Raw genomic sequence first — 12,451 nt, 5'->3', positions numbered from 1 at the left:
GTTATAGTCTCGTGGGCTCGGAGATGTGTATAAGAGACAGGGGTTAGGGAGGGGGCAAAGACAGCAGCCTTACGGACGCTCCAGATCCGCCTGGGTGGCGCGCTTCAGGTGGTTCAGCCGCTCCTCGGCCTCGTTGCGGGCGTAGGGGCCCTCCACATCCATGCCGAAGCTCACATAGAAACCATCGGCCTGGGCGATGTGGGTTCCGACGGGCAGATACTCGTCGGTGGCCTCGTCGTTGCCGATGATCGCGCCGTTCCGGATTTCCACGATGTGCGCCATGACCCGCTCCCCCACCGTCGTTGGTGAACACCAATCGGTGTTCAACGGTGGCGGTCCCGTCCGGGTTCCTTACGCTTGCTTCCGCCGCACCAGCCGGTCGAGCCGCAGCCGGTGCCGCCGGTCGCTGAGCCGCCGCACCGTCGCCAGCGACGCCGCCAGGACGCCCAGACCGGTCGCGCCGGAGATCAGGAACATGATGAGGATCTGGTACTTCACCGCCTCCCCCGGGTCGACGCCAGAGAGGATCTGGCCGGTCATCATGCCGGGCAGGGCCACCACCCCCATAGCCGCCATGCTGTTGATCGTCGGCATCAGCGCGGTGCGCAGCGCGTGGCGCAGGATGGGCCGCAGCGCCGTCCAGCGGGTACGGCCGAGCGCGAGCTGCGCCTCGATGGCCGACCGCTCCCGCGCCGCCGTCGCGGTCAGGGTGTGGAGGGCCAGCCCCACCCCGCTCATCGCGTTGCCCAGCACCATCCCCAGCATCGGAATGGCGTAGCGCGCGTCCCACCAGGGGTCGGGCCGCACCGCGGTGGACAGGCCGAGCAGCAGGACGATCCCCGCCGCCGTCCCCATCGCCCCGGTGCCGATGCCGTAGGACCACCAGCCGGCCAGCCGCCGCTCCTGCCGGGCCATCGTCTCCTGGCCGGCGAACAGCAGCATGACCAGCGCCGCCCCCAAGGTCAACCAGGGCGACTCCAGGGCGAACAGCCGGGTCAGCACCAGCCCGACCAAGGACAGTTGGACCACCATCCGCAGCGCCGCCACCAGCAGCGGCCGCGCCAGCCCCAGATCCAGCGCCAAGGACAGGCCGCCGTTGACCAGCAGCAGCAGCGCCGCTGCGGCGAGGTCGGCGTAGTGCAGGGTCACCAGCATTGCCCTACCCCTCCGTCACCACACCGTCCGCGACGTGCAAATGCCGCCGGGCAAGGCGAACGGCCTGCTCCGGCGCATGGGTGACGATCAGCACCCCGGCCCCGCGGGCCAGTTCGCCGCGCAGCAAAGCTTCCACCCGCTCCGTCGCCTCGGCGTCCAGCGGTCCGGTCGGCTCGTCGAGCAGAAGCATCTCCGGCCCCTGGACCAGCGCGCGGACCAGCGCCAGCCGCTGCCGCTCCCCCGTGGACAGGCGGGCAACCGGCCAGTCCATGACCTCTGCCGGCAGACCCAGTGCCCCGGCGAGCGCCACGGCGCGGTCCGGCCGCCCGAAATGGTCACCCACCCGATCCTCCCACCAGCCCGACTCGGCGGCGACGTAGGTCACCCGGCGGCGCCAGAGCGGAGCGGGCATGTCCTCCCGAAGATCACCGTTCAGCCGCACCTCCCCGGTCGACGGGTCGAGGTCGGCCAGGGCACGCAACAGCACGGACTTCCCCGATCCGGATTTCCCCTGAACGGCGACGCATTCGCCGGCCTCCACCTGGAAACTGGCGGGCTTCAGCACGGTCGTGGACAGGTTGCGCACGGTCAGCATGCAGGGGTTACGGCGACTATTCCGGAAGGTGGAAGGGGAGATTAGCAGCCATTCATGGCGGAGTCCTTGCGCGGAACGTCTCGGGGGTTATGGTACGCCCCACCGCTCATTCCGGCCTGAACCGAGACCATGACCGACGCCTCCAACGACCACGCCGTCTTCACCCACCGCGAGATTATGCGGGTGTTCAGCGGGGTGGCGCTCGCCATGCTGATGGCGGCGATGGACCAGACCATCGTCGCGACGGCCCTGCCGACCATGGCCCACGACCTGGGAAGCCTGGAAAACCTCCCCTGGGTGGTCACCGCCTATCTGCTGGCCTCGACCTCGACCACGCCGATCTACGGCAAGCTGAGCGACCTCTACGGGCGCAAGCGGGTGCTCCAGGTGGCGATCTTCCTGTTCCTGTTCGGGTCGGTGCTGTGCGCGCTGGCGCAGAGCATGGGGCAGCTCATCCTGTTCCGCGGCATCCAGGGGCTGGGCGGCGGCGGCCTGATGGCGCTGGCCTTCACCATCATCGGCGACGTGGTGGCCCCGCGGGAGCGCGGGCGCTACCAGGGCTACATCGGCGGCATCTTCGCCCTGTCCAGCGTGGCCGGACCGCTGCTGGGCGGCATTTTCACGGAACGGCTGAGCTGGCACTGGATCTTCCTCATCAACCTGCCGCTGGGGGCGGCGGCGCTGCTGATGACCAGCCGGGCGCTCGACCGCCTGCCGGCGGGACGGGCGAAGCCGACCATCGACTATCTCGGGGCCGCTCTGCTGATGGGCACGGTGACCTCGCTGCTGTTCGTGGTGTCGCGCGCCGGGGTCGCCCTGCCCTGGACCTCCCCGACGATCCTCGGCCTGTGCGTCCTGGGCCTCATGATGCTCGGGGTCTTCCTGTGGCACGAGCGGCGGGTGGAGGAGCCGATCCTGCCGCTGCACCTGTTCCGCGAGCCGGTGGTGGCCGTCGCCAACCCGGTGGTCGCGGTGTCGGCCATGGTGCTGTTCGCCGGCATCGTCTATCTGCCGCTGCGCTCACAGCTCGTCGCCGGAACCAGCGCCACCACGTCGGGCTTCCTGCTGCTGCCGATGGTGCTGGGCATGGTGCTGGGCGCCGGGGGCGGCGGGCGGCTGATCTCCAAGTCCGGCCGCTACAAGGTCTTCCCGCTGGCCGGGCTGGCGCTGGCGGCGGTGATGTATCTGGCGCTCGGCCTGTCGCCGACGGTGTCGGAAAGCGGGCTGTGGTCCACGCTGATCCTGGTGCCGCTGGGCATCGGGCTGGGGCTGGTCATGCCGGTGATGACGGTCGCCGTGCAGAACGCGGTGGACCGGCGCGACCTGGGTGCGGCCACGGCCTCGGTCGGCTTCTTCCGCTCGCTCGGCGGGTCGGTCGGGGTGGCGGTGTTCGGCGCGGTCTTCGCCGCCGACGTCGAGGCCCGGCTGAACGCCGCCGGCCTGCCCGGCATCAGCGGGCGCGAGGTGATGGAGCGCGGCCCGTCCGCCCTGGCCAATCTGGCCCCCGCCGCCCGTGCCGCCGCCCAGTCGGTGTTCGAGCATGGCTTCTCCACGCTGTTCCTGCTGGCCGCCGGGCTGGCGGTGGTGTCCTTCGTGCTGACCCTGTTCCTGAAGGAGCTTCCCCTGCGCTCCGCCGCCGACGCCACCAAGGCCGGGGCGGAGGTCGCCTGAGGGCTGGGTCGGGTGCCGCCCTACGCCTTGTCCTCGCTGGGGAAGTGCCGCCCCTCGCCCAGCTTGTCCTCGATGTAGAGCATGTTGACCAGCACCAGCATCACCACCGCGAAGGGCGTCGCCAGGAACATGCCCATCAGCCCAAACAGCACGCCCCCCGCCGCGATGGCCGCAATGGTGATGACGGGGGGCAGGTCCACCACCTTCTTCTGCATCAACGGCATGACGACATTGCCCTCGACCTGCTGGATCGCCAGGTAGAGCAGTGCCACCCACAGCGCCTCCTGCGGCGATTGGGCGAAGGCGATGAGGATCGCCGGGACCGCCGCCAGGAAGGGGCCGATCAGCGGAACGAACTCCAGGAGGGCTGCCAGCAGGCCCAGCGCCGGAGCGCTCGGGATGCCCAGCAGCAGCAGGCCCGCGGTGGTCAGAACGCCGACGATGGCCATGGCCGAAAGCTGCCCGATCAGCCACTTCCACAGCGAGTCCCCCATCACGTCCAGCACCTCCCGCGCCCGCTCGTGGCCGCGCGGCGGCACCAGCAGGATGACGCCGCGCTGGTAGACGCCGGGCGAGGCGGCGAGATAGATGGCCGTGAACATCACCACCACCAGATCGCCCAGGAAGAACATCACGCTGGACGCGACCGTCTGCAGCCGGTTCAGCCACGAGGAGGCGTCCTGCCCCTGCTTCATGATCTGGTCACGCAGCGAGCTGGGAAGCTGCTGCACGGCTCCGCTGATCTGCTGGGAGAACTGGTCGAACTGGCTGACCACCGACTGGCCCATCAGGACGCCGCCGCCGATCAGAAGCACCGCCAGAAGCAGCAGCACGACGCCGAGCGACCACCCCTGCGGCAGCCCCGCGAAGCGCCGCACCAGCCCGGCGATGCGCTGGAACAGGATAGCCAGAAGCACGCCGGCGAAGACCAGCAACAGCGCGTCGGCCACCTGCCAAGCCAGGAACAGCGTTCCCACCACGCCGGCGGCGATCAGCATCTTCCAGGTGAACAGCTTCAGTTCGGTCGCGGTGTTCCGCCCGGCGGTTGCCGGCTCCCCAGCTTGCGCAGAGGCATGAAGGGGAACCTGTCTGGTCGCGTCCATCGTTTCTTCCCGCCGTGTTGCCACCGGCATGCCGGTCCGATGGACAAACGCCGCCCGCAGGAAACTGTTGCACCGCCAGCCCTCTAGCACCTTCGTGCTAATACGCTTATCCGAATGCGCGCGGACGGTTGGCGCCCCATATCATGTCTGACGCCAAGGAGTCATTCTCGCTGATGTCACCTCAAAAGCCCGCCGGAGACGGCGGGCTCTTTTCTTGTGGAGATTCTCAACCGGCGTCCGGCGGGAAGACGATGCCGACCTTCAAGCCCGGTTCGTTGTCCTCCAGCCGCAGCGCCGCGTCGTGCAGCCGCGCCACCGCCTCCACGAGGCTGAGCCCCAGCCCGTTCCCCGGCGAGGCCCGCGCGGTATCGAGCCGGACGAAGCGCTCCAGCACCTTTTCCCGCATCTCCGACGGAATGCCGGGGCCGTTGTCCGCCACGGTGACACGAGCGGCCTGCCCCGGCCCGGCGCCCTCCAGCAGCAAAGTGATGCGCCCGCCTTCCGGCGTGTATTTGATGGCGTTGTCCAGCAGGTTCGATACCGCCTGGGCCAGCAGCTGCTCGTTCCCGCGCACGGTCGGCTCGGCCCGGATGTCGGTGCCCAGGGTCAGGCTCTTCTCCTCCGCCACCGGTTCGTAGAGGTCGGCGGCCAGCCGGACCACGTCCGCCAGACGCACCGGTTCCAGCGCCTTGCGGTTGGCACCGGATTCGGCCTCGGCGATGGACAGCAGCGCGGTGAAGGTGGCGAGCAGCCGGTCGGCCTCCAGGATGGTGTCCTGCAGCACGCCGCGGTAGACCTCCGGGTCGTCGGTCTCGCGGATCAAGGCCAGCTCGACGCGGGAGCGCAGGCGCGACAGCGGCGTGCGCAGGTCGTGCGCCACGCTTTCGGTCACCTGCCGCATGCCGGTCATCAGCCGCTCGATCTGGTCCAGCATGGCGTTCAGGTTGCCGGCCAGCCGGTCGATCTCGTCGCCGCCGCCGCCGCGCGGCACCCGGCCCGACAGGTCGCCGGCCATGATGCGGTGGGTGGTGCGGTTGATCGCCTCGATCCGGTGCATGGCGCCGCGCGCCAGCAACAGGCCACCGCCGAGCCCCAGCACCACCGTCACCAGGAAGACCCAGCGCAGCGACACGACCATACGCCCGCGGAGCTGGTCCAGCTCGCTCATGTCGCGGCCCACCAGCAGGCGGAACTGGCCGGGCAGGACGAAGCTGACCGCCATCGCGGTGGAGGGCCGGTTGTTCACCCCGCCATAGTCGGAAATCTTGAAATGGGTCCAGCCGCCCGGCTCCGGCGTCGCGTCGGGCCAGCCCGACAGGTTGCCGGCCAGGATGACGCCGCCCGGCGTGGTCAGCAGATAGATGGAATTGGTGTGCGAATAACCGCTGCGCTCGCGCACGGAGTCGACCAGCCCGCGCAGGCCGGCGCTGCGGTACTGGTCCTGAAGCCCGGCAACCTCCAGCGCGATGGTGGCGCCGATCTCCTCCTCCAGGAAGCCCGCGGTGGAGCGGTAGACGACGGCCAGGATCACCCCGACCGAAATGATGAACAGGCCCAGATACAGCAGGGCCAGCCGGAACGGCGTCGTGCGCAGAAGCCGCAGGGTGGGAATCGCCGCCTTCACGCTCCCCCGCTGGCCACCATGGCCGCCACCATCATTGCGGCGCTCGCAGGCTGTAGCCGGCGCCGCGCACCGTGTGGATCAGCGGCGTCGGGAAATCCTTGTCGATCTTCTGGCGCAGGCGGGCGATGTGCACGTCGATGACGTTGGTCTGCGGGTCGAAGTGATAGTCCCACACATTCTCCAGCATCATGGTGCGGGTCACCACGCTGCCGGCGTTGCGCATCAGATACTCCAGCAGAGCGAATTCCCGCGGCAGCAGGTCGATGGACTTGCCGGCCCGCCGGACGGTGCGCGACAGCAGGTCCAGTTCCAGATCGGCGACCGCCAGACGGGTCTGTGGCTGGGCGGCGCTGCGGCGGCGCACCAGCACCTCGATCCGGGCGAGCAACTCGGAGAAGGCGAAGGGCTTGGTCAGGTAATCGTCGCCGCCGGCCTTCAGCCCCTTCACCCGGTCATCGACGCTGCCAAGCGCGGAGAGGAACAACACCGGCGTGTCGTTGCCGGTGGCGCGCAGGATCTCGACCAGCGACAGCCCGTCGCGGCCCGGCAGCATGCGGTCCACGATCATGACGTCATAATGCTCGGAGCCGGCCAGGAACAGCCCCTCCTTGCCGTCGTTGGCGGCGTCCACGACATGACCGGCCTCTTTCAGCCCCTTGGCCAGATAGGAGGCGGCCTGCTGGTCGTCTTCGATGACGAGGACTTTCATGAGCATGAGTCTACCGCATCCTTCCGCGAGGCCAAAGGTGAATGCCCTCGCCCCTGCGGAGAGGGGAAAGGGCCGAACGAAACGAAGGGGGAGAGTGTCCGCGCGGCGGGGGCTCGCACGACAGACACCCTCCACCCCGTCACACCGGCCCCCCATCGTTGGAGGGGATGAGGATCGCCGGTGTTTTCCGGCATCACGCCTTGCCGAGCTTCAGCGGGACGAAACTCTCGTTGCCGCCGCGGTTGACCAGCAGCAGGACCGCCTTGCGGCCATCCTTCTCGGCCTCGTGCAGGCTCTTCGTCACCTCCGCGGGGGAGGTCACGCTGTGGTCGCCGACCTTGACGATCACGTCGCCCGGACGGACGGGCAGATCACCGGCCTGCGGCGACACCGCGGTGACGATCACGCCCTTGACGCCCTCGCCCAGGCCGAGGCGGCTGCGGGCGGCGCCATCGAGCGGGGCCAGCTTCAGCCCGTTGACGGTCTCCACCGCGCTCTCGGCGGCGGGGCCGCTCCCTTCCGCGGCGGCCATGCGCTGTTCGGCGGGTAGCGGCGCGATGTGGGCGGTCAGGGTCGTTTCCCTGCCCTTGCGGACCACGGTCATGTCCACCGTGTCACCGGCCTTGGTGTCGGCCACCCGGCGGGTCAGGTCGCGCAGCGTGTTCACCGGCTTGCCGCCATAGGCCAGGATCACGTCGCCCTGGCGCACGCCAGCCTTGGCGGCGGGGCTGTCCGGAGTCACCTCGGCGACCAGGGCGCCCTTGGTCTGGGACAGGCCGACCGACTCGGCGATCTCCGGCGAGATCTCCTGGATCTTCACGCCCAGCCAGCCGCGCTCGACATGGCCGTTCTCCTTGAGCTGGGCGACGACCTGCTTGGCGATGTTCGACGGGATGGCGAAGCCGATGCCGACCGAGCCGCCGTTGGGCGAATAGATGGCGGTGTTGATGCCGATCACCCGCCCGTCCAGTGTGAAGGTCGGGCCGCCCGAGTTGCCCCGGTTGATGGCGGCGTCGAGTTGCAGGTAGTCGTCATACGGACCGCTGTGGATGTCACGACCGCGGGCCGAAATGATGCCCTTGGTCACCGTACCGCCCAGCCCGAAGGGGTTGCCGACGGCCATCACCCAGTCGCCGACGCGGGCGGCGTCGCTGTCGCCCCAGTCCAGCGCCGGCAGCGCCTTGTCGGACTTCACCTTCAGCAAGGCGATGTCGGTCTTGGCGTCGCGCCCGACCAGCGTGGCGGGCAGCTCCGTTCCGTCCTGAAGCGTGACCTTGATCTCGTCGGCGCCGTCGATGACGTGGTTGTTGGTCACCACATAGCCGGCCGCGTCGATGATGAAGCCGGAGCCGAGCGAGCCGACCTTGCCGCGCGGCTGCCCCTCGGAGGGACCCTCGGACTGGTCGTCGCCGCCGGGGCCGCCATTCTGGCCGAACTGGTCCTGGAACTGGCGGAAGAACTCCTCGAAGGGCGACCCCGGCGGGAAGCCGGGCATGCGCGGGTTGCCGCGCTCGGCCTTGGCCTGCTGGGTGGTGGAGACGTTCACCACGGCGGGCGACACCTTGGCCGCCAGATCGGCGAAGCTGCCCGGTGCGTTTTGGGACAGCATGTTCTGCGTCAGGACGCTTTCGGCGGCCGCGGCGGTGGACTGGTTGGCGATCAGGAACGGACCGGTCAGCACCGTGGTGCCGAGGAGGACGGCGGCGATGGTACGCCGCACCCGGCTCGACCGCGGGGCGCGTCCGGCGTTGGCGGGGGTGGACATCATTGCTCTCCGTGACTGGCATGCGTTGTTCGTTGCCCTCAAAGTAGCGGGCGCCGAGTCACGGGGGGCTTGCAGGGGGATTAAAAGTTTTTCAGGGAGGGAATATTAAGTCACGTCACGATTACAGCGCCGATCCGGCGATGCGCAGGCGGATGTTGGCGGCCTGCTGGCGGACGCGGTCGAGGTGCGGATTGATGGCCAGCGCCGCGTCGAAGGCGCGCAACGCGCCCGCCGGCTGGTCAATGGCGAGGTAGACGAGGCCCAGCCCGGCCAGCGCCCCGAAGTGCCGCGGCTCCAGCGCCAGCACCCGGCGGATGTCGCGCACCGCGGCATCGTAATCGCCCAGCATGTATTCGGCGTTGGCCCGCTTGTTCCAACCCTCGGCGTAGGTCGGGTCGGCGGCGACCACCTGATCGAAGGCGGCCAGAGCGTCGCCGTAGCGGTCGGCGTTCAGACTCTGCACGCCGTGGTGCATCAGCACGATGAGGTCATCGCTCGGATGCTCCAGCCAGACGTCCCAGATGCGGTCCTCGACCGCCTCCGCTGCGACCGCATCGCCGGCGGTCTGCAGATCCTGGAACAAGCCACCGAGTCGCGCATCCTCCTGCCCTGCCGAGGCCCGTGAACCGGGGCCGGTAGCGCCGAGAATCAGGAGGGCCAGGAAGGCCACGGGCAAGAAGATTCGCTGGGTCATTCCCAAAAACTGGGATGCGTCACTTACCAGCAACACTGATCCGAAAGTGGTATCGCCGCAAGAAGAATCCCTCATCCCGCCGGGGTGGTCCCGGCAAAGTTCCCGCTGAACAAAGAAAAAGGGCCGGCGAATCGCTTCGCCGGCCCCTTCTCCTGAAAGCAGCAGCCCGTTATCAGGCGGCCTTGTTGCTGCGGCCCGCCACGATCTCGTCGGTGACGTTGCGCGGCACCGGCTCGTAGTGGCTGAACTCCATCGAGTAGGACGCGCGGCCCGAGGTCATGCCGCGGAGCTGGCCGATGTAGCCGAACATCTCGTTCAGCGGCACGTGGGCCTCCACGGCGATGTTGGTGCCACGCTCGAGCTGGCCCAGCACCGTGCCACGGCGGCGGTTCACGTCGCCGATGACGTCGCCCAGGTAATCGTCCGGGGTGACGACCTCGACCTTCATGACCGGCTCGAGCAGGATCGGACCGGCCTGCTTGAGGGCTTCACGGAAGCAGGCCTTGGCGGCGATTTCGAACGTCAGGGCGTTCGAGTCGACGTCGTGGTACTTGCCGTCCACCAGGCGGGCGCGGAAGTCCACAGTCGGATAGGAGGCGAGCACGCCCTCTTCCTTCTGCATTTCCAGGCCCTTCGCGACCGACGGGACGTATTCGCGCGGCACCGTGCCACCGACCGTCTCGTCCTTGAACACGAAGCCCTCGCCACGCTCCAGCGGCTCGAAGACGATCTTGACTTCGGCGAACTGGCCCGAACCACCGGTCTGCTTCTTGTGGGTGTAGGTGTACTCGACCGGCTTGGTGATCGTCTCGCGGTAGGCGACCTGGGGCTTGCCCATGTTGCCTTCCACGCCGAACTCCGTGCGCAGACGGTCCAGCGTCACTTCCAGGTGCAGCTCGCCCATGCCGCGCAGGATGGTCTGGCCGGTTTCACGGTCGGTCTCCAGACGCAGCGACGGGTCCGCGCGGACCATCTTGCCGAGCGCGATGGAGAACTTCTCCTGCTCGCCCTTGGTCTTCGGCTCGACCGAGACGCTGATGACGGGGTCGGGGAAGCGCATGCGCTCCAGGATCACCGGGTGGGCGGCGTCGCAGAGCGTGTCACCGGTGTCCGTCTCCTGCAGGGAGACGAGCGCGATGATGTCGCCGGCGCGGGCTTCCTCGATCGGGTTGGCCTGGGCGGCGAACATCTCGACCATGCGGCCGATCTTCTCGCGCTTGCCGCGGGTGGTGTTCAGGACCGACATGCCCTTGGTCAGCACGCCCGAATAGACGCGCACGAAGGTCAGCGAGCCGTAGGTGTCGTTCAACACCTTGAAGGCCAGCGCCGCGAAGGGCGCGTCGTCGGAGCTGAGACGCTCGCCGTTCGGGTTGCCGTCCTCGTCCACCGTCTTAATGGCCTCGACGTCGGTCGGGGCCGGCAGCAGGTCGACGACCGCGTCCAGAACCTGGCAGACGCCCTTGTTCTTGTAGGACGAGCCGCAGAGGACCGGGGTGAAGGTGCTGGTGATTGTGCCCTTGCGCAGGCACGCACGCAGCACCTCGGCCGACGGCTCCTCACCCGACTCCAGGTAGGCTTCCATCGCCGCGTCGTCCATCTCGAGCGCGGTGTCGACCAGCTCGGCGCGCAGGGACGGGATGCTGGCGATGTTGTCCAGGTCTTCCTTGACGGTCAGGTTGAGCTTGCTGGCCAGATCGTCGGTGATCTCCCAGATTTCCCACTTGGCGTCCTTGTCGTCCGAGAACCAGACGTACGCCTTCATCTCGATCAGGTCGACCATGCCGCGGAAGTTGTCTTCCGAACCCAGCGGAACCTGGATGCAGACCGGGCGGGCGTTCAGGCGGCTCTTGATCATGCCGACGCAACGCTGGAAGTTCGCACCCGAACGATCCATCTTGTTGACGTAGCAGATGCGCGGAACGTTGTAGTTGTCCGCGAGGCGCCAGTTGGTCTCGGACTGCGGCTCAACGCCGGCCACGCCGTCGAACACGACGACCGCGCCGTCGAGCACGCGGAGCGAGCGGTTCACCTCGATGGTGAAGTCCACGTGGCCCGGGGTGTCGATGACGTTGATCTTCTTGTTGCGCCAGAAGGCCGAGACGGCAGCCGACTGAATCGTGATGCCGCGCTTCTGCTCCTGCTCCATGTAGTCGGTCGTCGTCGAGGACTTCAGGTCCTTCGTCTCGTGCACGTCGATGATCGTGTGCTTACGACCGGTGTAGTACAGGATGCGCTCGGTGGTCGTCGTCTTGCCGGCATCGACGTGGGCGATGATGCCGATGTTCCGGATGTCAGAAAGAGGCGTTTGGCGCGGCATGTTGCGAATCCATTACTGTAACGCAGCTATCGAAGCGCAACGACGGTCGTCCGCTCCGGCGGCAGAGGTTGGTCGGGGTTTTACGGATGATCTGTTAAGGCGTGATTAACGTTCTGTAAATCCGGAAGGTCAAGCCTTCCGGATTTTTTCGAAGCACGCGGCCCTCACAGTCTGGTGGGCCACGCCGGCAAACCCCAACCGAGGGAGCCGGGTCGCCCCGTTAGGCAGCTTATTTGGCCGCCGTCACCTGAATTTCAACGAGATACTCCGGCGCGGCAAGCTTCGCTTCCACGGTGGCGCGGGCGGGCGGGTTGGCCGTATCGACCCAGGCTTCCCACGCTTTGTTCATCGCGCCGAAGGTGGACATGTCCGTCAGATAGATGGTGGCGGACAGCAGCTTGCTCTTGTCGGAGCCGCCCTCGGCCAGCAGGGCGTCGATCTGGCCCAGGATCTGGCGGGTCTGCGTCTCCACGTCCGGAGTCGGATCGTTGGCCACCTGGCCGGCCAGATAGACCGTGTCCTTGTGGATGACCATCTGGCTCATGCGCGGTCCGGAATGGAAGCGCTGGATCGACATCGGTACGGCTCCGGTTACGGGGTCTTGAACGCGCGTACGTCTATGCGATTCACGTCCAAGGGCCTAGCAAAAAATGAGGCGCCACCGCTCAAAGCTGCCCCGCGCCCGTGCATCACCGCAAAGAAGGCGTATTTCCCTCCACCGCGGCCACGAAAGCGGCGCTCGGCACGGCAATGTTGCGGGGATTGGGTCCGCTGACCCTGTCTCTTATACACATCTGACGCTGCCGACGATTATACGC

General features: G+C 67.9%; 11 protein-coding genes. 1 reads left to right on the top strand and 10 read right to left on the bottom strand.

Annotated elements, in window-relative coordinates; genetic code table 11:
* Positions 1-69: 69 nt before the first annotated feature.
* The 3 genes from Q4I23_RS24305 to Q4I23_RS24295 form a co-directional block, all read right to left on the bottom strand.
* Positions 70-282, bottom strand: a complete 213-nt coding sequence (locus Q4I23_RS24305; RefSeq protein ID WP_014240891.1) for a hypothetical protein — start codon at positions 280-282, stop codon at positions 70-72.
* Between the two features lie 69 nt (positions 283-351).
* Positions 352-1,155 (bottom strand): ABC transporter permease, encoded by an 804-nt coding sequence (locus Q4I23_RS24300; protein WP_498527916.1) that lies wholly within the window; start codon positions 1,153-1,155, stop codon positions 352-354.
* Positions 1,156-1,159: 4 nt separating this feature from the next.
* Positions 1,160-1,750 (bottom strand): ABC transporter ATP-binding protein, encoded by a 591-nt coding sequence (locus Q4I23_RS24295; protein ID WP_498527915.1) that lies wholly within the window; start codon positions 1,748-1,750, stop codon positions 1,160-1,162.
* A gap of 129 nt (positions 1,751-1,879) precedes the next feature.
* On the opposite strand from Q4I23_RS24295, the gene Q4I23_RS24290 reads away from it, so the two are divergent.
* A complete protein-coding gene (locus Q4I23_RS24290; RefSeq protein WP_498527914.1) occupies positions 1,880-3,421 on the top strand; it encodes an MDR family MFS transporter in 1,542 nt (513 codons plus the stop codon).
* 20 nt (positions 3,422-3,441) lie between these two features.
* Here Q4I23_RS24290 and Q4I23_RS24285 read toward each other — a convergent pair whose 3' ends face one another.
* The 7 genes from Q4I23_RS24285 to Q4I23_RS24255 all read right to left on the bottom strand — a co-directional run bounded on the left by Q4I23_RS24285 (position 3,442) and on the right by Q4I23_RS24255 (position 12,210).
* Complete coding sequence (locus Q4I23_RS24285; RefSeq protein WP_498527913.1) at positions 3,442-4,524, bottom strand: AI-2E family transporter; 1,083 nt, start codon at positions 4,522-4,524, stop codon at positions 3,442-3,444.
* Positions 4,525-4,750: 226 nt separating this feature from the next.
* Positions 4,751-6,148, bottom strand: a complete 1,398-nt coding sequence (locus Q4I23_RS24280; RefSeq protein ID WP_498527912.1) for a sensor histidine kinase — start codon at positions 6,146-6,148, stop codon at positions 4,751-4,753.
* 31 nt (positions 6,149-6,179) lie between these two features.
* Complete coding sequence (locus Q4I23_RS24275; RefSeq protein ID WP_035674886.1) at positions 6,180-6,857, bottom strand: winged helix-turn-helix domain-containing protein; 678 nt, start codon at positions 6,855-6,857, stop codon at positions 6,180-6,182.
* 193 nt (positions 6,858-7,050) lie between these two features.
* Positions 7,051-8,622: a DegQ family serine endoprotease gene (locus Q4I23_RS24270; protein ID WP_498527911.1), complete on the bottom strand. Its 1,572-nt coding sequence runs from the start codon at positions 8,620-8,622 to the stop codon at positions 7,051-7,053.
* Between the two features lie 121 nt (positions 8,623-8,743).
* Entirely contained in the window at positions 8,744-9,205 is a 462-nt protein-coding gene (locus tag Q4I23_RS24265; RefSeq protein WP_454018692.1) for a tetratricopeptide repeat protein, read from the bottom strand.
* Positions 9,206-9,488: 283 nt separating this feature from the next.
* The gene (gene fusA, locus Q4I23_RS24260; protein ID WP_237903246.1) at positions 9,489-11,633 is read right to left on the bottom strand and encodes an elongation factor G; all 2,145 of its coding nucleotides are present in this window, start codon (positions 11,631-11,633) and stop codon (positions 9,489-9,491) included.
* Positions 11,634-11,862: 229 nt separating this feature from the next.
* Complete coding sequence (locus Q4I23_RS24255; RefSeq protein ID WP_014240903.1) at positions 11,863-12,210, bottom strand: RidA family protein; 348 nt, start codon at positions 12,208-12,210, stop codon at positions 11,863-11,865.
* Positions 12,211-12,451 lie beyond the last annotated feature (241 nt).

It is taken from the genome of Azospirillum sp. UFLA03-27 (genome assembly GCF_059803775.1).
The sequence above is the reverse complement of the archived record's forward strand: the minus strand, read 5'-3'. Positions and strand labels throughout refer to the sequence as shown.

Coding starts and splice junctions, on each gene's coding strand:
- Q4I23_RS24305 (WP_014240891.1), bottom strand. CDS start 282: ATGGCGCACATCGTGGAAATCCGGAACGGCGCGATCATCGGCAACGAC.
- fusA (WP_237903246.1), bottom strand. CDS start 11,633: ATGCCGCGCCAAACGCCTCTTTCTGACATCCGGAACATCGGCATCATC.
- Q4I23_RS24300 (WP_498527916.1), bottom strand. CDS start 1,155: ATGCTGGTGACCCTGCACTACGCCGACCTCGCCGCAGCGGCGCTGCTG.
- Q4I23_RS24285 (WP_498527913.1), bottom strand. CDS start 4,524: ATGGACGCGACCAGACAGGTTCCCCTTCATGCCTCTGCGCAAGCTGGG.
- Q4I23_RS24270 (WP_498527911.1), bottom strand. CDS start 8,622: ATGTCCACCCCCGCCAACGCCGGACGCGCCCCGCGGTCGAGCCGGGTG.
- Q4I23_RS24290 (WP_498527914.1), top strand. CDS start 1,880: ATGACCGACGCCTCCAACGACCACGCCGTCTTCACCCACCGCGAGATT.
- Q4I23_RS24255 (WP_014240903.1), bottom strand. CDS start 12,210: ATGTCGATCCAGCGCTTCCATTCCGGACCGCGCATGAGCCAGATGGTC.
- Q4I23_RS24295 (WP_498527915.1), bottom strand. CDS start 1,750: ATGCTGACCGTGCGCAACCTGTCCACGACCGTGCTGAAGCCCGCCAGT.
- Q4I23_RS24275 (WP_035674886.1), bottom strand. CDS start 6,857: ATGAAAGTCCTCGTCATCGAAGACGACCAGCAGGCCGCCTCCTATCTG.